Consider the following 19330-nt stretch of genomic DNA (forward strand, 5'->3'; position numbering starts at 1 on the left):
GCGACCGGTCGCTGTCGGTACGCGCTCACAAGCAGAGGTCGTCGGTACGCGGCCGCGGGGCGGACACGAGACGGTCGGGGACACGCGGAAGTCGTTGGGGCACGTCAGGACCGGGTCGGCCGGGCCTCGCCCTCCTTCTTCAGGTGGTCCAGGTCTCGGATCGTCACGACGGCGCCGGAGAGCGGAGTGGGGTCCGGTGCGCGCAGGCCGTCGAGCAGCACGTCGAGGTGCCGGTGCGCGAAGGCGTCGTTCGCCACGCAGCCGCCCATCCCGGGCAGCGGTCGGGTGAGTTGGGTGATCGCGACCAGCAGGTCGCCCGAGCCGATGTCGGTGCGCAGCAGGCCCTCGGCGCGAGCTCGTGTCATCAACGACTCGACCAGGTCCTCCAGGCGGTTCCGGGCCGCGATCAGCTCGGGGTGCGCCTTGTCCACGGTGTCGGACATCAGCGTGCACAGCGCCCCGATCCGCTCCTCCGTCGCGGCGTGCGCGAAGCGTCGCAGGGCCGTGAAGGCCCGCGACTCCTCGGCCGCGGCGCGCTCGCCGTGCTCGGTGATGCGCTCCAGTACGGAGAGGATCACCCGGTGAGCGAGTTCGCCGCGGTCGGCGAAGTGGCGGTACAGGGTCGCGTTGCCGACCCCCGCGCGCCGCGCGACCTCGTCGAACGGCACCTCGGCGCCGTGTTCGACGTACATCTCGCGGGCCGCGGCGATGATCCGCTCGCGATTGCGTCGGGCATCGGCGCGAAGCTTCGGACCCCGATCCTCGACGACGTCGATGATGGTGACGCAGTCGGTGAGTGTGCTGCCCATGATCCGGCTCCTTCCCTTGTCTGCCGCTACCCGACGGGTAACCGGGGAGTGATTCCCCGATTGTCGATCCGCTCGGTTAAACGGACAGGAAGTCCCCGGATATTTCGAGAGGCTCTGTAACCTGCGTCACACCATCTCGATCGGGCCTACGATCCCTCCCCCATCGGCCTCCTACCAGGCAAAGGACTCCGGGGAAGGCCCGGGGCCGGGGAAGATCCGGTCGAGTTCGGCCAGGGTGTCGGCGTCCAGTTCGACCCGCAGCGCGCGCAGCGCCGACTCCAGTTGGCCGAGCGTACGGGGGCCGACGATCGGCGCGGTCACCTCGGGGCGGGTGAGCAGCCAGGCCAGGGCGACGTCGCCCGGCGGGACGCCGATCTCGGCGCACAGGTTCTCGTACGCCTGCACCTGGTCGCGTCGCTCGGCCAGCTGTGCGGTGACCCGGCCGGCGCCGCGGCGGTGTCGGTCGCCGTCGTGCTCCGCGGCCAGGACGCCGCCGAGCAGGCCGCCCTGGAGCGGCGACCACGGCAGGACGCCGATCCCGTACGCCCGCGCGGCCGGCAGCACCTCGGCCTCGGCGGCGCGCTGGGCCAGGTTGTACAGGCACTGCTCGCTGACCAGGCCGAGCGTGGGCCGCCGGGCGGCGGCCTCCTGGGCCTGCGCGAGGTGCCAGCCGGCGAAGTTGGACGAGCCGACGTAGAGCACCTTGCCCTGGGCGACCAGCAGGTCCATCACCTGCCACAACTCCTCCCACGGCACCCGGCGGTCGATGTGGTGCATCTGGTAGAGGTCGATGTGGTCGGTGCCCAGCCGGCGCAGGCTGTCCTCGCAGGCGCGGCGGATGTGCCGGGCGTTCAGGCCGCCGGAGTTGGGCCACTCGCCCCACGAGCCGTAGACCTTCGTGGCCAGCACGACGCGGTCGCGGTGGTCGCCCCGGGCCAACCAGCGGCCGACTATCTCCTCGGTCGCGCCGCGGGCGCCGGTGCCGGCGATCTGGTCGCGGCCGTACACGTTGGCAGTGTCGAAGAGGTTGATGCCGGCGTCGAGCGCGGCGTCCATGATCCGGCCGCTGTCGTGTTCGTCGGTGGCCGGACCGAAGTTCATCGTGCCGAGGGCGAGCCGGCCGACGGTCAGCCCGGTGCGCCCGAGCTGCGTGTAGGGCATTTCGGGCATGGCGGCGGAGGTCGTGGTGGAGGTCATGCCTTGTCGCTGCCCAGGGGCGGACGGGGGCAACCACCTCTTCGGTCAGCGGCCGGCCGCCAGTCGGCGGGTGTGTTCCTCCCAGGCTGCGGTCAGCCGGTCGACGGCGGTTTCCAGGGTGTCGGCCGACTCGGCGAAGGACAGCCGTACGCCGTGCCGATGGCGGCCGTCCACACATGCGGCGGCGCCGGGGGCGACCAGGACGCCGTAGCGCGCGGCCAGGTGGACGAAGGTCGTACTGTCCGCGACCGGCAACTCGGCCCACATCGACAGGCCGGCGCGCGGCGCGGTCACCCGCCAGGCGGGCAACTGCTCGGCCACCAGAGCGAGCAGCAGGTCACGGCGCTCGGCCAGGGTCCGGCGCAGCCCCTCCTGCCACCCGGCATCGGCGGCGCGCAGCAGCCGAGCGGCCACCACCTGCGCGGGCACACTCGGCGCCACGGCGGCGGTCGCGGCGGTCTGCGTGAGGTAACCGCGCAGCGCGTCCGGCACGCGAAGCCATCCGACCCCCAACCCGGCCCAGAACATCTTCGACATCGACCCGACGGCGATCACCGCGTCATCGGCGGCGGCGAGGGGGGCGAGACGGTCGGCGGGGGGTGTGGGGAGGTCGGCGCGAGGCGTGGGGTGGTCGGCGGGGCGTGCGGGGAGGTCCAGGGCGGCTTCGGAGAGGTTTTCGAGAAGGATCGCGTTTCTGGTGTGGGCCGACGCGAGCAGCGCTCGGCGGCGGGGGGCGGACAGCGGGGCGCCGGTCGGATCGTGGGCTGGGGAGGCGACCAGGATCAGCGGTGCGTGCAGGCGGGCGGCGGCCCGGTCGACGGCGGATACGTCCAGGCCGCCGGGGTCCACGCCGATGCCGATCGGGCGGCCCCCGGCGGCGGTGACGGAGGCCGCGAGGCCGGGTGAGGTCGGGCAGCCGGTGAGTACCGGGCGGCCGGGCGCGACCAGCGCCGCGATCACCAGGGACAACGCGTGTCGCGCGCCGGCGGTCACGATCACCTGCTCGGCGGTGGTCGGCAGGTCCAGGTGCGCGGTCAGGTGCGCGGCCAGGGCCTCGCGCAACTCGGGCAGGCCGCCGGGATGCCGCCCGTGGCCGTCCCGACCGGACAGCGCGATCGTGTCGTCCACCGGCGGCAGGTGGCCGGTGCCGGCCGGTACGGACCGGGACAGGTCCACCACCTCGTCGTCGGCGACCAGGCGGCGGACCGGCGCGGCGACGGCGGGCCGACTCCATCCGGGCCGGCGTTGGACGAAGGTGCCGGCGCCCTGGCGACGGGACACCAGGCCGGCCTCGGCCAGCGTCTCGTACGCGCGCACCACGGTGCCGCGGCCGACCCCGAGAGCGTCCGCGAGCGGGCGTTCGGCGGGCAGCCGGGTGCCGGTCCCGGCGACGCCGCGCTCGATCGCCTCGGCCAGCGCCTCGGTGATCCGCCGGTGGCGCGGTCCGGTACGGGAGCGCCAGTCGTCCAGGGCGATCCGTACCCACCATTCGGGATCCTGGTCCATTCGGTCAGATTGGCACTGTCTCGGGCACTCGACAACGGGCACGCTGGTCGGCACAGCGCGCGGCCCGTGGGGCGCCCGATCCGGGCCCGCCGACCCGTGTCCGCCGAGCCCTGCCCCCGACCCGTGTCCCGCCGCTCCCGGCTTCTGGCTTCCGGCTTCCGGCTTCCGACGAAAGGCTCCGCCGTTGTCCCCCACCCCCACCCTCGCCCGGCGGTTCTGGGAGGCGATCGAACCCGTGCACGCGGTCGCCTACTTCGCACCCGAACCGGCCGAGGCGGCCCGTGCGCTCGGCCTGATCGGCTGGTGGATGGGCTACTTCGCGGGCCGCCTGGCCCCGCTCGGCCCGGTCCGCGCACCCGAGGCGAGCGCGCTGTGCTTCGCCTTCGCGCCCGCCCGCGTGGCCCGCGCGCTGCCCGACGCGTGGGCGTACACCACGCCCGAGAAGGTGCTCGACACCCGGCTCGGCGCGGTGGAGACGGCGCTGTCCCGGGTGTTGCCGCCGGTGGGTGCGCGGCACCTGGAACAGTTGACCGAACTCCTGGAGACCGCCGTCGAGGGCTGCGGCCACGAAGGCCGGGCGCTGGCCGCCGCGTGGTCGGGCGTACCGCGTCCCGACGGTCTGCTCGGCCGGTTGTGGCTGGCGAGCACCGTGCTGCGCGAACACCGCGGCGACGGCCACGTGATCGCGGTCGCGCACGCCGGCCTCACCGGCCTCGAAGCCGGGCTGACCCACGCCGCCACCGGCAACGTCCCGCGCGAGCTGTTGCAGAGCACCCGGGGCTGGACCGACACGCAATGGGAGACGGCCCGGCGGCGCCTGGTCGCCAAGGGCCTGCTCGACCGCGACTCCCGACTCACCCGAAGCGGCGGCACGCTGCGCCGCGACCTCGAACACGCCACCGACCGCCTGGCCGCCGACCCGGTCACCCGGCTCGGCGCGGCCGGCGTCGAGGAGGCGATCCGACTGGCCACGCCGCTGGCCCGGCACCTGGTGGACCGCGGCGTGATCCCCCTACCCAACCCGATCGGAGCGCCCCGCCCATGAGCGCCACTGTCATCGAGCCGACCCTGCGCGTGGCCCGCGACGGCGCGATCACCACGTTGACCATCGACCGCCCGGACAAGCTCAACGCGCTCGACTACGCCACCATCGACGCGCTCACCGCCGCGCTGGACAAGGTGGAGGCCGACGACACGCAGCGGGCCGTCGTCCTGACCGGCGCCGGTGAGCGGGCGTTCAGCGCCGGCGCCGACATCACCGATCTCGCGGGCAGCATCGCCGGTGGCGTGGATCGTGCGCTGCGCGAGATCGTCCGCCGGGGCCAGGGACTGACCCGGCGTATCGAGGAGTTCCCCAAGCCGATCATCGCGGCGGTCAACGGCCTTGCCTACGGCGGAGGTTGCGAGGTCACCGAGGCCGCTCCCTTGGCCCTGGCCGCGACGCACGCGACCTTCGCCAAGCCGGAGATCGGCCTCGGTTTCCCGCCGCCGTTCGGCGGTTCGCAGCGGCTGCCGCGACACGTCGGCCGCAAGCGCGGCCTGGAGATGATCCTCACCGGCGATGCGATCGACGCGGCCCGCGCCGCCGAACTCGGCCTGGTCAACCGGGTGGTGCCGGCCGCCGACCTGCTCGACGAGGCGAACGCCCTGGCCGAGCGCATCATCCGCCACTCGGCGAGCGCGGTGCACGCGTGCCTGGCGGCGGTCACCCGGGGAATCGGCCTGCCGATCGACGAGGGTCTGGCGGTCGAGGCGGCCTGGTTCGCGATCACGGTGCCGACGGAGGGTGTCGCGAACGGCCTGGCCCGCTTCCGCGACCGGCGCCGCCGCTCGTGAACCTGCGGCCCGTGACCCCGCGGCCCGCCCGAACGCGGTGTCCGAATGCCGCCGGCATCGCCCATGCCGGCGGCGCAGGCTTGGGGACATGACCACCACCACGAACCCCGCGTCGACCTTCGTCGTGCAGCCGATTCCCGCCGACCTCCTCGCCGACGTGCGCGCCACCGGGCTGGACGTCTCGGGCAATCCCATCGAGACCCACCTCGCGAAGAGCGGCCATCCGCTGCGGTGTTGCCTACGCGAGGCCGAGCCGGGCGAGGAGTTGATCCTGTTCGGCTACGAACCCCCGCTGCCGACAAGCCCGTACCGCGAGATCGGCGCGGTCTTCGCGCACGCCGCGCCCTGTGCCGGCCCGGCCGACACCGGCTATCCGGCCCAGTGGCGTTCGCGCTCCCAGGTCTTCCGCGCCTACGACGAGCGCGGCCGGATCCACCCGGCCACGCGCGTGTACGAGGGCGACGCGCCGGAGCCGGTCCTGGCCGAGATGCTCGCCGACCCCGAGGTGGTCCTGATCCACAGCCGCAACATCGGCTACGGCTGCTACATGTTCGGCGTGACCCGGGCGGGTGGCTGACCGGCCGATCGGAGCCGGCGGATATTCGAGTGCCGGAGCCGGGGCGGCGGGTTACGGTCGCGGAATGAGCGACATACGTTTGTTCGATCTGCGGGCGCTTCGGATCGCCGAGGAGGTCGTCGGGCAGGTCACCGTGGATCGGCTCGCCGCGCCGACGCCGTGTGCGGGGTGGGACCTGGCCCGACTGCTCGCGCACATGACCGGTCAGAATCACGGCTTCGCGGCGGCGGCCCGGGGGATACGAACCGACGCCGCTGCCTGGGCCGATCGACCGGTGGAGGCGGAGCCCGGGAAGGTGTTCGCCGCGTCGGTCGCCGACGTCGCCGCCGCGTTCGCCGAGGACGGGGCGGTGGAGCGGGAGTGGTGGCTGCCGGAGGTACGGCGCGGGCAGTCGTTCCCGGGCCGGGTGGCGATGGGATTCCACTTCGTCGACTACGTCGTGCATGCCTGGGACGTCGCGGTGTCCATCGGGGTCACGGTCGAGTTCGATGCCGACCTGTTGGCCGCGGTGTTGCCGATCGCTGAGGCGGTACCCGGCGGCGCGGCCCGGACCGGCCCGGACGCCGCCTTCCGGCCCGCGATCGAGGACCCGGACCCCTCGCGGGTCGGCCTGGACCGGGTCCTGCGCCTGCTCGGCCGCTCGCCCGACTGGCCGCGCGGATAGACCTCGTGCGGCGGATCTCGGCACGGTGTCGGGCGGCGCGGGGTCGCCGGACCCGCCGGAGTCGCCCCCGCCCTCGTCGCGCCGGTCCCGGCCGGCCGTGGTGCGCGCCGGTACGCTCGCCCGGCGGGGTGGGCAGGGTGTGTATCGGAGGCGATGACGATGGTCGAGCAGGTCGCGGTGGGACTGGTCGGGGCCGGGCCGTGGGCGAGTTCGGTCCACGCGCCGGTGTTCGCGGCCGGTCCGGAGACCCGGCTCGCCGCGGTGTGGGCGCGCCGGCCCGAGGCGGCCGAGACGCTGGCCCGGGCGCACGGGGCCGCGGCGTGCGCGGAGTTCGACGAGTTGTTGGACCGGTGCGAGGCGGTGGTCTTCGCGGTCGCCCCCGAGGCGCAGCCCGCGTTGGCCGAGCGGGCCGCGCGGGCGGGCAAGGCCGTCCTCCTGGAGAAGCCGATCGCGGCCGACCTCGACACCGCGCGCCGGCTGGCCGACGTGATCGGCGAGGCGGGGGTCGGCTCGATGGTCACGCTGAGCGCCCGCTACGCGCCGCGTGTCCGGGAGTTCCTGGCCCATCTGGAGAGCGTCGAGACCCCGTGGCGGGGCGCTCGACTCACGTGCGTCACGGGCGCGTTCCTCGACGGCCCGTTCGCGGCTTCGCCGTGGCGGCAGGCCCGGGGGGCGATTCTCGACGTGGGTCCGCACGCCTTCGACCTGACGAGCGTGGCACTCGGCGAGATCGTGGACGTACGCGCCGAGTCGCCCGGTGCCGGTTGGGCCGCCCTGCAGCTGCGGCACGCCGGCGGCGCGGTGTCCCAGCTGGTGCTGTGTTGCACCGCGCGCGGCGGACACCGGTACGACCTGGAGGTGTTCGGCTCGGCCGAGGCCGTCACGCTCGACCTCGGCGCGGCGATCGAGGCATCCGCCTTCGCGGTGTTGCGGGCCGAGTTCGCGGCGCTGGTCCGCGACGGCGGCGAACACGTGTGCGATGTGCGTCGCGGGTTGTACCTCCAGGGGATCATCGCCCGCGCCGAGGAACAACTCGCCGCGGCACGCTGACGTACGCGCGCCGCGACGTGCTCCGTCGGGGCCGCCCCGCTTCGGGCCGGCCTCGGCGTGGGCGGGGCGGGATCAGGCCGTCGGCTTGCGGGCGATGCCGCCGGCCATCAGGCGCTGACCGACCGTCAGCGGCTCCTGGACCGGCTCCTCGGGACGCCACTGCGGCAGGAAGACCACGCCCGGATCGATCGACTCGAAGCCGTCGAAGTAGGCGGTGATCTCCTCCAGGGTGCGGAACCGGCCCGAACCCAGGTCGGTAAGCAGCGCCTTCTCCAACGCCAGCGCGTCCGGGCTGGAGGCGCAGAAGTGGGTGAGGAACAGGAAGCTGCCGGCCGGGAGCGCCGCCTTGTACTCCTCGACGATGCGCTCCGGGCCCTCGTCGTCGTTGAGGTGGTGCACCACGCCGACCAGCATCAGGCCGACCGGCTGGTCGAAGTCGATCAGCGCGAGCACGTCCGGGTGGTTCAGGATGTCGGCCGGCTCGCGCAGGTCGGCGGTGACCACCGTGGTGTACTCGTTCTCGGCGAGCAGGGCCCGGCCGTGCGCCAGCACGATCGGGTCCTTGTCCACGTAGACCACGCGGGCCTCGGGCGAGTGCGCCTGGGCCACCTGGTGGGTGTTCTGCACGGTCGGCAGGCCGGACCCCAGGTCGAGGAACTGACGTATGCCCTGTTCGGCCATGAACCGCACCGCGCGCCCGAGTATCGCCCGGTTGTATCGGGCGACGTCCCCGATCTCCGCGACGATCGCCAGCGACGCCTCGGCGATCGCGCGGTCGACCGGATAGTTGTCCTTGCCACCGAGCACCGCGTCGTAGACCCGGGCGATGCTGGGCGTCGAGACGTCGATGCCGACCGGCCGCCAGCCGTCGTCGGGGCCGTCCGCACCGTCGGCCGAGGGCGTGCCGGTCGCCTGCGCGTCGTCTGTCATGAGGGGCTCCGTCCATCGGGGGAGGAATGCGGGGTTCCTGTTGGCGGTAAGCCTATTGGTGATCTTGCCGTTTCGTTGCCACGAACAAGCACCAACCCGGGGGTCGCGCGGCCCCGACGCGGCCGACCAACTCACTTGCGGCGAGCGGCAGTCGGCATGCGGGACCCGCGAACCCCCCTCGACCGGCGCGGAATCCCGGCCGGATCTCATCTCTCATCCGCGACGGGTCACCCGGTACCGCTCCCACCGTCGCCGCCCTCGCTGCCGGCGCCACCGTCGCCGCCGGCATGCCGATCACCGTAGCGGCGCTCGAACTTGGCGATCTCGCCTTCGGGGTCCACCGGGCGGGCATTGCCGGTGTAGAAGGGATGACTCTTCGAGGAGATCTCCACGTCGATGACCGGATAGGTGTTGCCGTCGTCCCACTCGATGGTCTGCTCGCTGACCGCGGTGGACTTGGTCAGGAAGGCGTATCCGGCGGAGCGGTCCCGAAAGACCACCGGACCGTAGGCGGGGTGCTTGTCCTGCTTCATGGCTACTCCTCGAAGTGATCGGAGGTGAAGGGTCGGGGTCGGTGGACGAAGCTCCGAACCGGGCCGTTTCCCGATCCGTCACCGCGCCAACACACGTCACCCCAAACTTCTTCCGGCGACGCCCGAACGCCCAAGCCCAGCGTCACCAACAACCCATCCCCCCGCGAGACCACACACCCATCCAGCCCAACACACGCCCTGGCGACGGCGCACGCGAGTGGGCAACTCGGGGCCGAGGCACGCCCTGGCGGCGGGGCGCACGGGTTGACGGGGCGAGGCAACTCGGGGGCGAGGCGACTCGGGGCGAGGCGCACCCTGGCGGCGGGGCGCGCAACCGCTCGGGGGGCGGGTGCGCCTTGGCGGCGGGGCCCGCGGGTTGACGCAATCCCTCAAGGGACGGGGCGGCTCGGGGACGAGGCGCACCCGGCGACGGGGCACACGGGTCGACGCAACCGGTCGGGGGGCGGGCGCCTTGGCGGCGGGGCCCGCGGGTCGACGCAATCCCTCGGGGACAGGGGCTCGGGCTGCGGGGGCGCGAGTCGGCGCGACCCCTCAGTGGGCGGGGGCGCCTTGGCGGCGGGAGCACGGGTCGGCGCAACGTGCTCGGGGAGATGGGCGCGGTGGGCGCTGGGCCGCGTGCCCGTCGGCCGATAATGGTGCGATGGATCGTCTCGCGTATTTTCGGCACGAGGTGCGGGCCTTCGAGGTTGCCGTGCGGCGGGTTCTCGGCGCGGGGGAGGCGCCGTTCGTGCCGTCCTGTCCGGAGTGGACCGTCACCGATCTGGTCGGCCACCTCGGCGCCGTGCATCGCCTCGTAACGGCGGTGGTGGTGGGCCGGCTCACCGCGATCCCGGAGCACTCCGACGCGTCGGTGTACCACCTGCCCGACGAGCGCGACGGCTGGCCGATTCCCGGCAGGGCACCCACCCCCGGGCCGCTGCCGGTCGGCCTGGTCGACTGGTTCGCCGACGGCGCGAGCGCGTTGGCCGCGGCGTTCGCGGACACCCCCGGCGAGACCGCGGTCTGGACCTGGTCCGAGGAGCAGACCGTCGACTTCTGGGTGCGCATGCAGACCATCGAGGCGGCGGTGCACCGCTGGGACGCCGAGAACGCCCTCGGCCCCGCCGCGCCGATCGCGGCCGAGTCGGCCGTCGACGCGATCCGGCAGAACTTCGAGGTGATGGCGCCGGCCCGACGGGAGCGGAGGCAGGCCGCGCCGGGAGCCGGGGAACACCTGCGCTTCCGGCGTACGGACGGCCCGGAGGCGTGGTCCGTACGCTTCGACGGCGACGTGGTCCACCTCGACGCCCCCGGCACCGCCGACGTCGAACTGGCCGGCACCGCCTCGGACCTGATGTTGTTCCTGTGGCAGCGCATCCCGGCGGACCGCCTGACCGCGACCGGCGACCGGGCCGTACTCGACCGCTACTTCACCCTCGTGCCGGCCCTGTAGGCGCGCACGCCCCCGATGCCGACCGCCGGCGCCGGCCCCGGTGGATCGCAACGCAGCACCACGAAGCCCAGTTCCGCACCCACCTGTTCGCACCCGGCAAAACGCAACCGGCCGAGATAGGCGTTCTGTTCCGCCACCGACACCGGAAACCCGGCCGCCCAGGTGTCCGCGACCACCCATCGGGGACGGATCCGCGGATCCGGGAGCAGCGACACCACGTTCCGCGAAGTCAATTGCGGCACCAGGTGGTTGGTCGCCGACACCGGCACACCCTCCGGTACCAGGTCGACCATGTGCCGCGCCGCCGCATAACGCGGATCGCCGCGCCAGAAGGCGGCATGCGGCAGATCGCGGAACGGGAAGTCGCGGACCAGCAGTACCGCCACGAGCAGGCAACCCACCGGCAACACCCGGGCATAGCCCCGGACGACCCACCGGCGCGCGGCGCGCAACCGCGGCCAGGCGTCGATCAGCGCGAGGAACAGCACCGGCATCAGCGTCGCGCTGTAGTGGAAGTGTGTACCCCAGTGCAGCGGTACGTCGGACAGGAACCGCCAACCCAGCGTCGGCAGCGCGACCAGCGCCACCGGCGAGCGCAGCGCCGCGCCGCCCGTCACGAGCAACAGCAGCCATACCGTATGCAGTTGCTGCTCGACCCGGGCGCCCAGCCCCGGGGTGTCCGCCGGCCCGCCGGTGAACGAATCCCAGTACGGATAACCGCCATCCGGATTCGCGGCCGGCAACACCACGCCCACCACGAGCGCCGCGACGACCAGTCCGAACACGGCCAGGGCGAACCCGTACCGCACGACCGCCCGATCCGGCTCGGGCGCCCGCGCCGCGCGATGGACGACCAGCAGGCCGACCACCGCGACCGTCACGCCGAGGTCCTCCTTGACCAGGACCAGCGGCACCGACCAGGCCACCGCCGCCCGCAGGCGCCCCTCGACCAGCGCCGCGAGCGCGAAGGCGAGCAGCGGCACCGCGAAGGCGACCTCGTGGAAGTCGAAGCGGAGCAGGCTCTGCAGGCCCCACGACAGGGCGTACGCCACGCCAAGCGCGGTGCCACCGGCAACCCCGCAACGCCGCACCGCGGCCCGGGTCACCGGCAGTACGGACAGCCCGACCAGCAGGGCCTGCGCGACCAGCAGCGTCTCGGCGGCGGGGAACACCCGGTACACCGGCGCGAGCAGGGCCAGGATCGGATGGAAGTGGTCGCCGAACACGTTGTATCCGGCCCCCTTGAGATCGGCCACGGGGGCGCGGCCGTGTGCGTAGGACCGCACCACCTGCTCGAAGATGCCCAGGTCGAATCCGGTGGTCTCCAGCCGGTGCTGGCGCCGCACCCCGTGCGCCGCGTAGAGCGCGCAGGCGCATCCCGCGAGCAGCCAGGGCAGCGCGCGGGACGCGAGCCGGGCCGGTCCCGCCGGAGCGCCCCGTTCGGGCCGGCGCGGATCGTGTCGCGCCCGGCCGGGGAGCGGGGGGCCGACGGTGGTCGTGTACTCGCTCACCCAGCGAAGGCTGGGCAGCGAACCCGGCGCGGCGGCGCGGCGACACGGTTTTCGCGCGATTGATCCCCCGACCGGCGGAGTGGCGCTGGGCCGGTCGGGGCGGATGGGCCTGCCGCACGGGCGGTCGTGGGCGGCCCGTCGCGCGCTACTCCGGGTCGTGGTCGGCCCGGTCCCGGTGGGGGCGCGGGCCGGTGGCGCCGCCGGCCGCTCGGGGGAAGGGGCGCGGGTAGTGGGCACCCAGGTGGAAGCGGTCGGCGAGGGCATCGGCGAAGGCCGCCGCGATGCGGACCTCGCCCGCCGGGTTGGGGTGCAGGCCGTCGGCGGTGTGGTCGCCCGCGTCGAACTCGGCGTCGGTGCCGGCCACCACGATCGGCGAGTCGGCGGTGTCCAGGTCGGCGGCGATCGCGTCGATGCGCGTGTTGTAGCCGGCCGCGCGGGCGGCGAACTCCGGGTCGGGGCCCGCATGGTGCGTGGGCAGGACGTGGCCGAGCACGATCCGCAGGTTCGGATTGGCGCGGCGGGCGTCGGCGATGGAGGCCCGCAGGTCGGCCTCGAAGCGGCCCGGGTCGATCGCCGGCCGACGCAGTTCGTCGACGCCGAGCAGGACCAGCAGATAGTCCGGCCGATGCTCGGCGACCTCGGCCCGGATGTCGTCGAGGGGGTCGTCGGAGCCGACCAGGTCGAGCCGCACATCGTGGGCGCGCAGATGCCGCCAGAGCCGATATCGCCAGGTCCGGGCGCCACCGCCGACGTGTCCGATCGCGTCGCCGGCGATCATCACCGGCACCTCGTGCGTCGCGCCCGACATCGTGGCCTCCCGGGTCGATCACCGGCCGTGTCCGGGGACGGTTCCCTCCCACACGCTAGGTTGGCCGCCCGCTCGCCGCCCGCCCGGCTACCGCGAACGGGTGGCGGGCACGCGGCTACCGTGTGTCACTCCAGGGCGGCCCGCAGCACCCGGGGCAGCGGTCGGGCGTGCACGATGTCCAGTCGCGACACGGCCCGGGTCAGCACCACGTACAGCCGGCCCGCGCCGCGTGCCTCGGCGGCCACGATGGCGGCCGGCTCGACGACCACGACGTGGTCGTATTCCAGGCCCTTGGCCAGCGTGGCGGGCAATACGGTCACCCGGACGACGCCGGTCGGGTCCGGTGCGTCGGCGGTGGTCGTGGCGATGCCGGCGGCGGTCAGGGCCGCGCGCAGCGCCTCGGTCCCGGTGTCGGCGGCGATCACCCCGATCGAGCCCTCGCGGGCGAGCGCGGCGCGTACGGCCACGACCGTGGCGGGTTCCGGGTCGGCGACCTCACGGATGGTCAACTCGCCGTCCCGGCGCAACGACCGGGCCGCCGGTACGTCCACGTCCAGAGCGGCCAGGAGTCGGTTGGCCAGGTCCACGATCACCGCCGGGACGCGGAAGCCGACGGTGAGCGGGGCCACCTCGGCGTCGGGGCGGCCCAGGTGGGCGAGCAGGTCGGGCCAGGTGCGCGCGGCCCAGGGGGTGGTGCCCTGGGCCAGGTCGCCGAGTACGGTCACCGAGCCGGAGCCGATCCGCCGGGCGAGGGCGCGGCACTGCATCGGAGACAGGTCCTGGGCCTCGTCGACGACGACGTGGCCGTAGGTACCGGGCCGCTCGATCAGTCCGGCGACCTCGTCGAGCAGCACCAGGTCGGCGGCCGACCAGCGGGCGCTCTTGGCCGAGCGCGGCGGCCTGGTCCAGCGGATGGCGTGCTGCTCGGCGGGGGTCAGCACGCCGTCGGCGGCCCGCGCCAGCGCGTCCGGGTCGGTCAGCACCTCGGCCAACACCTCCTCGGGTGTCGCCTTCGGCCACGAGCCGTCGACGAAGGCGGCGAGGCCCCTGGCCCGGCCCATCCGGCGCAGCCATTCCCCCGTCGGCGGCCCGGAGTTGCGCTCGGCCTGCAATTGCAGCACCCGCACCGCGCGGGCCCGGACCCGCTCCCGGCCGACCTCGTAGGGGGTGTCCTCGGCGCGCACCCGCTCGACGATGCGGGCCAGCTCGTCCAGCGGGATGCGGCGCCGGTAGGAGCCGTCCGGAATCACCACCGGCGCGGTCGGCGCGCTGACCCGGGCGTACAGCGCGCGGCGCAGCACGATCGCCATGCGCGCGTCGTGCTTGACCACCTCGGCAGCCGGTTCGTCCCGGGCCCGGATCGCATGCCGGCCGACCTCGTCGTCGATCGTGGCCTGGCGGATCCCGGTCTCGCCGAGCGCGGGCAACACCTCGGAGATGTAGTGCAGGAACGCCCGGTTGGGTCCGACGATCAGCAGGCCGCCGCGTTGGATGCGCCGGGGGTGGGTGTACAGAAGAAAGGCCGCACGGTGCAACCCGACGGCGGTCTTGCCGGTGCCGGGTGCGCCCTGGACGCAGATGGACGCGGTCAGCGCCCGGCGGACCAGGTCGTCCTGTTCGGGCTGGATGGTGGCGACGATGTCGCGCATCGGCCCGACGCGGGGCCGGTTGAGTTCGCCGGCCAAAATCGTGCCGGAAGCGCTCGCGGGATCGCCGTCACCCGGGTCGGGGCGGGCATCCAGGTGTTCGTCCTCGAAGCTGGTCAGGTCCTCGGCGGCGCCGACGCTACGCGGCGCCCAGCCGAAGCGGCGCCGAACCGCGACCCCCTGCGGGTCGCGGGCACTCGCGCGGTAGAAGGCCCGCGAGATGGGCGCGCGCCAGTCGACGACCAGCGGCGGGACGGTCGGATCGATGCCGATCCGGCGCCGCCCGATGTGGTACCGCCCGCCCCGGTGCTCGCCGGCCGCCCCGGACTCGGCGAAGTCGAGTCGGCCGAAGAACAGCGGCGACTCCGGGAGTTCGGCCATCTCCCGGGCCCGGCTGCGCAACGTGTAGCCCAGCGCCTCGGCGTCGGCGCCGGACGCCGAGACGTCCTCGCCGGTGACGACGTGTTCGGCCGCGCCCTCGACCATCGCGGCCAGCACGGCGCGGCAGGTCTCGTGGTGGGAGCGCTCGCTGACGAGTTCGGCATCGAGGGACGTCATACACCCAGGATAATGCAACCCGGTTAAATACGTTACTCAGTAACGCTTGCCAGCCGGGTCAACCCACCGGCCAGCCGATCGAACGCCCCCTTGGCCGCCGCACGAGCCTCCGGAAGCAACGCCGCCGCCCGCTCCCCCTCGGCAATCCGACGCCAGTTCTCCCGAGCCAGAATGCGCTGGACGGTAACGATCTGCCCGGCCGCCAACAGCGCCTCCAGCGGATCCGGCCCGCCCAACGCATCGGCCAGCGCGTGTTCGGCGCGATCGGTATACGCGAGCAGCCGCGCCACCAGACTCGGCGTCCCGTACAACAGCCGATGAAAGGCCAACACCTCCGGCGCGTCACAAAGCCCGGTCACCGGATCGAACCGCTCCAGCCCGGCCACAAAGTGCAGGCGCAGCGCGGCCAGCGGAGAAACACCCTCCGCCCGCCCGGCCACGACCCGCCCGGCCTCGTCCTGATGATCGGCGAACCGATGCAGCACAAGATCTTCCTTGGTCGGGAAATACCGAAAAAGCGTCGGCTTGGACACCTCCGCCACGGCCGCAACCTCGGCAACCGACACCGCATCGAACCCCCGAGCCACAAACAGCCCGATGGCGGCATCAGAAATAGCCCCCACCAACCGAGCCCGCTTCATCTCCCGAAGCCCCACAACACCACCACCCGTCCCCGTCACAATACGTGACCACACCCCCAACCAGAGAGCCACAGCCCACACAGCAGAACGGCGCAGCGCGGCGGCGGCGGAGCGCGGCGGCGGAGCGCGGCGGCGGCGGCGGAGCGGGTGGTCGCGGAGCGCGGGGGCGGCGGTGGAGCGGGGGCGCGGGAGCGGCGGCGGTGGCGGTGGCGGTGGCGGTGGCGGTGGCGGTGGCGGTGGCGGTGGCGGCCGAGCGCAGCGGAGGCAGCGAGGGCAGCGGCGGAGCAAAGCGGACGGCGGCCAAGCAGGGCGGGGACGGTGACGAAGCGAAACGGACGGCGGCCAAGCACGGCGGGAGCGGTGACGAAGCGAAACGGACGGCGGCCAAGCACGGCGGGAGCGGTGACGAAGCGAAACGGACGGCGGCCAAGCGCAGCGAGGGGCGGCGAGGGCGGCGAGGAAGCGCAACAGGCGGCGGCCGAGCGCGACGGCGCGGCGGTGGAGCGCAGCGGAGCCGCAACCCGCTGCGCCACCGGTGGAGCGCAGCGGAACCGGAACCCGGCGCCGCGCAGCGGCAACGCCCCCCGTCCGCCCCCGACGGAGCGCAGCGGAGGAGAAACCACTCCGCGGCAGCCACGAACCCGGCCCCCACCGAGACTCGGCCATGATCGTGAGGGCCGGCAGGTGAGCCGCGTCCGGGCAGAACCCGCGCCCGGGCAAAGCCCCCGTCGGGGCAGAACCCGCGCCCGGGCAAAGCCCCCATCGGGGCAGAACCCGCGTCCGGGCAGAACCCGCGCCCGCGCAAAGCCCCCATCGGGGAGGAGGCGAAGTGATTCTCCTCCGCTTCGCTCCGTCGGGGGCGGAGGCGCGGGGGGCGTTGCCGCTGCGCGGCACCGAGGGGTTCCGGCTCCGCTGCGCTCCACCGGTGACGCAGTGGGTTGCGGCTCCGCTGCGCTACACCGCCGCCGGGGCGGCCCAGGAGCCGAGGATGGGGCCAGGTTCGTGAGAGCCCCCGGAGTGGGGGGCGGGCCTGCTGCCGCTGCGCGATGCCGGGATCCGGTTTCACCGCACTTCACCAAGCACAGCAGGTTTGCGGCCCGCCTCGCTCCACCCCGTCGGGGAGGCCCCAAGCCCAGGAGTGGGCCGGTTCGTGGCTGCCCCCGGAGCGAGCGCCGGACGCGCTACCGCTGCGCGGCACCGGGATCCGGTTCCAGCGCACTTCACCAGGCACAGCGGGCTGCGGCCCCGCCTCGCTCCACCCCCGTAGGGGAGGCCCCGAGCCCGAGAGCGGGGCCAGGTTCGTGACCGCCCCCGGAGCGGGCTCGGGCGCGCTGCCGCTACACGGTGCCTGGATCCGGTTCCACCGCGCTTCACCAGACACAGCGGGTCGCGGCCCGCTTCGCCCCACCGCCGCCGGGGCGGCCCGGAGGCCGGAGCGGAGCCAGGTTCGTGGGAACCTCCGGGTGGGATCCGGGGGCGCTGCCGCCGCGCGCCACCTGGGTCCGGTTTCCACTGCGCTCCACCGCTACCGAGGCGGCCCGGGGCCAGGCTCGTGAGAGGCCCCGGAGTGAGGCCCGGACGCGCTGCCGCTGCGCGGCGCCTGGATCCGATTCCACTGCGCTCCACCGCTACCGAGGCGGCCCGGGGCCGGAGCGGCGCCAGGCTCGTGAGAGCCCCGGAGCGAGGACCTGGACGCGCCGCCGCTACGCGGCGCCTGGGTCCGGTTCCACTGCGCTTCACCGCTACCAAGGCGGCCCGGGACCGGGGCTGGGGCCGGGTTCACTGGAGCCCCCGGGGTGAGGCCCAGGCGCGCAGCCGCTGCGCGGCATCCGGGCCCCGTTCCACTGCGCTTCACCGCTACCAAGGCGGCCCGGGGGCGGCGGCCCTGGGGCCTCCTGGCTATGCCGCGCTAGGGGTTGTGAATTTGCGGGATTGGAGGGTGGTGATGACCACGTCGGCTACCGCGCCCGCGTCATGGCCGTCGATGTCGATCACGATCGCGTGTCGGGGGTCGGCCTCGTGGGCCAGGGTCAGGTGGGCCTCGGCTACGCGTTCGAGGGCGCCTCGGCGGGTGAGCCAGCCGCGGTCGTCGGCGGACAGGACGCGCTGGCCGGAGAGGCGGTCGCGCAGGGTGCGGGCGGACGCCGTCAGGTGCACCGTGACGGTGGGCTCCTCCAGTACCGCCCGGTACTCCGCGACCTGGGCGCTGAGCCGCGTTCCGTCGGCCCGGTAGATCGCCGCCCCGTCGGCGGCGACGCCGGCCGCCCACGTGTGTACGATCACCGGCCCGCTCGGCCGGTGGCGCTTGACCAGCGCGTCGGCCCGCAGCAGGCCGGCCAGGCCCAGGCCGTGGCCGGGACGGGTGTCCAGACGGATCGATTCGGCGCGTCCGGCGATCGGGGTGCAGCCCAGTGCCGCGCCGAGCGTGTCCGCGAGCGCGGCGGCACCCGCGCCGGGTGGGCCCTCGATCGCGATGAACGCGTGGTGTTCGGTGCGCCCGGCGGGAGCGGGCCCTGCGAGCGTGGTCGGGGTCATCGCGTGTCCTGGTTCGCTGGGATGGCCGTCGGTCGCGGACGGACTCGCCCGAGCGTGCGCGCGCACGTCGCCGGCCGTCGCCCCTCCACGGTGCCCGATCCCGGGATGCCCCCGCAGGATCGACCGGGCGAACATCAGGCGACCACGAGGATACCCGTCGGGGCGGCCGGAGATCGAACTCACGGACGACACAGGCCCGTTCACCCCCGCACACCACCCGATCCCGGACCTTCCCGACCCCGATCCGGTCCCTTGGCCGAGTCCCCTGCCGAACCTGAGCGAACCCCGCGTCGCCGCCACGCGGGGCCGTCACCCGTGCGGACAAACCCGACGCCGCCTCGGCTAGGCTCCCCGGATGGCACAACTTCCGACGGTCGCCGAGATCACCGCGTTGCACCAGGCGTACGCACCCACCCCAGCGATCTTCGAGAAGGTGCACACCCACTGCACCATCGTCTGGCGCATCGCGGAGCAGCTCCTGGCCGGCCCCGCCGGCGCGGGCGTGGACCACGACCTGGTGCGGGCCGGGTGCCTGTTGCACGACATCGGCGTGTACCGCCTCTACGACGAGACCGGTCGGCTCGACGGCGCCAACTACGTACGGCACGGCCTGCTCGGCGCGGAGATCCTTCGCAAGGAGGGCCTGCCCGAGGTGCTGCACCGGTTCTGCTCCTGTCACACCGGCGTCGGCGTGACCCGGGCCGACGTGGTGAACCAGCAGTTGCCGATCCCGGTCGACGACTACGTCGCGGAGTCGGTCGAGGAGCGCCTGGTGATGTACGCGGACAAGTTCCACAGCAAGTCGAACCCGCCCCGCTTCCTGTGCCCGGACACGTTCGCCGCCAAGATCCGCCGCTTCGGCGACGACAAGGTGGTCACGTTCGAGGCCCTGACGGCCGAGTTCGGCACCCCCGAACTCGACACACTCGCCGCCGAGTTCGGCCACCGCGTCAGCTAGCGTCCACGAGCCCCGCGAACCGGACCGGGCCGGACCCGCCCCCGCGCGTCGAGCCGGCCGCGCCCACCGCTTCCCCCCGGTCGAGTGTCACATTCGCCGCCCCCGTCGGGTCAGCAGT

17 protein-coding genes are annotated in these 19330 nt (G+C 74.0%); 7 read left to right on the forward strand and 10 right to left on the reverse strand.

Features of this window, described 5'->3' with window-relative positions:
* Nucleotides 1-104: 104 nt before the first annotated feature.
* From ACMXN5_RS38625 to ACMXN5_RS38635, 3 genes are all read right to left on the reverse strand, one after another.
* Nucleotides 105-809 (reverse strand): TetR/AcrR family transcriptional regulator, encoded by a 705-nt coding sequence (locus ACMXN5_RS38625; RefSeq protein WP_439679561.1) that lies wholly within the window; start codon nucleotides 807-809, stop codon nucleotides 105-107.
* A gap of 171 nt (nucleotides 810-980) precedes the next feature.
* On the reverse strand, nucleotides 981-1970 hold the full coding sequence (locus ACMXN5_RS38630; protein ID WP_439681372.1) for an aldo/keto reductase: 990 nt from the start codon (nucleotides 1968-1970) through the stop codon (nucleotides 981-983).
* An 81-nt stretch (nucleotides 1971-2051) separates the two neighbouring features.
* Nucleotides 2052-3512: a PLP-dependent aminotransferase family protein gene (locus tag ACMXN5_RS38635; RefSeq protein ID WP_439679562.1), complete on the reverse strand. Its 1461-nt coding sequence runs from the start codon at nucleotides 3510-3512 to the stop codon at nucleotides 2052-2054.
* A 184-nt stretch (nucleotides 3513-3696) separates the two neighbouring features.
* On the opposite strand from ACMXN5_RS38635, the gene ACMXN5_RS38640 reads away from it, so the two are divergent.
* From ACMXN5_RS38640 to ACMXN5_RS38660, 5 genes are all read left to right on the forward strand, one after another.
* Complete coding sequence (locus ACMXN5_RS38640; protein ID WP_439679563.1) at nucleotides 3697-4557, forward strand: SCO6745 family protein; 861 nt, start codon at nucleotides 3697-3699, stop codon at nucleotides 4555-4557.
* Nucleotides 4554-5348 (forward strand): crotonase/enoyl-CoA hydratase family protein, encoded by a 795-nt coding sequence (locus ACMXN5_RS38645; protein WP_439679564.1) that lies wholly within the window; start codon nucleotides 4554-4556, stop codon nucleotides 5346-5348. Before ACMXN5_RS38640 ends, ACMXN5_RS38645 begins: the two co-directional genes overlap by 4 nt.
* Nucleotides 5349-5436: 88 nt before the next feature.
* A complete protein-coding gene (locus tag ACMXN5_RS38650) occupies nucleotides 5437-5925 on the forward strand; it encodes a DUF1203 domain-containing protein (protein WP_439679565.1) in 489 nt (162 codons plus the stop codon).
* Nucleotides 5926-5989: 64 nt separating this feature from the next.
* Nucleotides 5990-6589, forward strand: a complete 600-nt coding sequence (locus ACMXN5_RS38655; protein ID WP_439679566.1) for a TIGR03086 family metal-binding protein — start codon at nucleotides 5990-5992, stop codon at nucleotides 6587-6589.
* A 159-nt stretch (nucleotides 6590-6748) separates the two neighbouring features.
* Entirely contained in the window at nucleotides 6749-7639 is an 891-nt protein-coding gene (locus tag ACMXN5_RS38660) for a Gfo/Idh/MocA family protein (RefSeq protein WP_439679567.1), read from the forward strand.
* Between the two features lie 72 nt (nucleotides 7640-7711).
* Here ACMXN5_RS38660 and ACMXN5_RS38665 read toward each other — a convergent pair whose 3' ends face one another.
* Both ACMXN5_RS38665 and ACMXN5_RS38670 read right to left on the reverse strand, forming a co-directional pair.
* Nucleotides 7712-8569 (reverse strand): SAM-dependent methyltransferase, encoded by an 858-nt coding sequence (locus ACMXN5_RS38665; RefSeq protein ID WP_439679568.1) that lies wholly within the window; start codon nucleotides 8567-8569, stop codon nucleotides 7712-7714.
* Between the two features lie 227 nt (nucleotides 8570-8796).
* Entirely contained in the window at nucleotides 8797-9102 is a 306-nt protein-coding gene (locus ACMXN5_RS38670) for a type B 50S ribosomal protein L31 (RefSeq protein ID WP_439679569.1), read from the reverse strand.
* Between the two features lie 661 nt (nucleotides 9103-9763).
* On the opposite strand from ACMXN5_RS38670, the gene ACMXN5_RS38675 reads away from it, so the two are divergent.
* Nucleotides 9764-10555 (forward strand): maleylpyruvate isomerase family mycothiol-dependent enzyme, encoded by a 792-nt coding sequence (locus tag ACMXN5_RS38675; protein ID WP_439679570.1) that lies wholly within the window; start codon nucleotides 9764-9766, stop codon nucleotides 10553-10555.
* On the opposite strand, the gene ACMXN5_RS38680 is transcribed toward ACMXN5_RS38675, so the two are convergent.
* The 5 genes from ACMXN5_RS38680 to ACMXN5_RS38700 form a co-directional block, all read right to left on the reverse strand.
* Nucleotides 10528-12066 carry a DUF2079 domain-containing protein gene (locus ACMXN5_RS38680; protein WP_439679571.1) on the reverse strand — a complete coding sequence of 513 codons (1539 nt, stop codon included), beginning with the start codon at nucleotides 12064-12066 and terminating at the stop codon, nucleotides 10528-10530. The genes ACMXN5_RS38675 and ACMXN5_RS38680 overlap by 28 nt on opposite strands.
* Before the next feature lie 145 nt (nucleotides 12067-12211).
* Nucleotides 12212-12874 carry an SGNH/GDSL hydrolase family protein gene (locus ACMXN5_RS38685; protein WP_395793614.1) on the reverse strand — a complete coding sequence of 221 codons (663 nt, stop codon included), beginning with the start codon at nucleotides 12872-12874 and terminating at the stop codon, nucleotides 12212-12214.
* A gap of 125 nt (nucleotides 12875-12999) precedes the next feature.
* Nucleotides 13000-15078, reverse strand: a complete 2079-nt coding sequence (locus ACMXN5_RS38690; protein ID WP_439679572.1) for a HelD family protein — start codon at nucleotides 15076-15078, stop codon at nucleotides 13000-13002.
* A gap of 32 nt (nucleotides 15079-15110) precedes the next feature.
* Nucleotides 15111-15719 carry a TetR family transcriptional regulator gene (locus tag ACMXN5_RS38695; protein WP_439681373.1) on the reverse strand — a complete coding sequence of 203 codons (609 nt, stop codon included), beginning with the start codon at nucleotides 15717-15719 and terminating at the stop codon, nucleotides 15111-15113.
* 1899 nt (nucleotides 15720-17618) lie between these two features.
* Entirely contained in the window at nucleotides 17619-18254 is a 636-nt protein-coding gene (locus ACMXN5_RS38700; RefSeq protein WP_395793608.1) for a hypothetical protein, read from the reverse strand.
* A gap of 355 nt (nucleotides 18255-18609) precedes the next feature.
* On the opposite strand from ACMXN5_RS38700, the gene ACMXN5_RS38705 reads away from it, so the two are divergent.
* Complete coding sequence (locus tag ACMXN5_RS38705; RefSeq protein WP_439679573.1) at nucleotides 18610-19212, forward strand: HDIG domain-containing metalloprotein; 603 nt, start codon at nucleotides 18610-18612, stop codon at nucleotides 19210-19212.
* Nucleotides 19213-19330: the final 118 nt, after the last annotated feature.

The organism is Embleya australiensis (assembly GCF_051903075.1).
In the GTDB taxonomy this organism is placed as follows: domain Bacteria; phylum Actinomycetota; class Actinomycetes; order Streptomycetales; family Streptomycetaceae; genus Embleya.

Bases quoted from the DNA above. Each gene is read 5' to 3' on its own strand.
- ACMXN5_RS38625 (WP_439679561.1), bottom strand. From the start codon at position 809: ATGGGCAGCACACTCACCGACTGCGTCACCATCATCGACGTCGTCGAG.
- ACMXN5_RS38630 (WP_439681372.1), bottom strand. From the start codon at position 1,970: ATGCCCTACACGCAGCTCGGGCGCACCGGGCTGACCGTCGGCCGGCTC.
- ACMXN5_RS38635 (WP_439679562.1), bottom strand. From the start codon at position 3,512: ATGGACCAGGATCCCGAATGGTGGGTACGGATCGCCCTGGACGACTGG.
- ACMXN5_RS38645 (WP_439679564.1), top strand. From the start codon at position 4,554: ATGAGCGCCACTGTCATCGAGCCGACCCTGCGCGTGGCCCGCGACGGC.
- ACMXN5_RS38650 (WP_439679565.1), top strand. From the start codon at position 5,437: ATGACCACCACCACGAACCCCGCGTCGACCTTCGTCGTGCAGCCGATT.
- ACMXN5_RS38655 (WP_439679566.1), top strand. From the start codon at position 5,990: ATGAGCGACATACGTTTGTTCGATCTGCGGGCGCTTCGGATCGCCGAG.
- ACMXN5_RS38660 (WP_439679567.1), top strand. From the start codon at position 6,749: ATGGTCGAGCAGGTCGCGGTGGGACTGGTCGGGGCCGGGCCGTGGGCG.
- ACMXN5_RS38665 (WP_439679568.1), bottom strand. From the start codon at position 8,569: ATGACAGACGACGCGCAGGCGACCGGCACGCCCTCGGCCGACGGTGCG.
- ACMXN5_RS38670 (WP_439679569.1), bottom strand. From the start codon at position 9,102: ATGAAGCAGGACAAGCACCCCGCCTACGGTCCGGTGGTCTTTCGGGAC.
- ACMXN5_RS38675 (WP_439679570.1), top strand. From the start codon at position 9,764: ATGGATCGTCTCGCGTATTTTCGGCACGAGGTGCGGGCCTTCGAGGTT.
- ACMXN5_RS38685 (WP_395793614.1), bottom strand. From the start codon at position 12,874: ATGTCGGGCGCGACGCACGAGGTGCCGGTGATGATCGCCGGCGACGCG.
- ACMXN5_RS38690 (WP_439679572.1), bottom strand. From the start codon at position 15,078: ATGACGTCCCTCGATGCCGAACTCGTCAGCGAGCGCTCCCACCACGAG.
- ACMXN5_RS38695 (WP_439681373.1), bottom strand. From the start codon at position 15,719: ATGAAGCGGGCTCGGTTGGTGGGGGCTATTTCTGATGCCGCCATCGGG.
- ACMXN5_RS38700 (WP_395793608.1), bottom strand. From the start codon at position 18,254: ATGACCCCGACCACGCTCGCAGGGCCCGCTCCCGCCGGGCGCACCGAA.
- ACMXN5_RS38705 (WP_439679573.1), top strand. From the start codon at position 18,610: ATGGCACAACTTCCGACGGTCGCCGAGATCACCGCGTTGCACCAGGCG.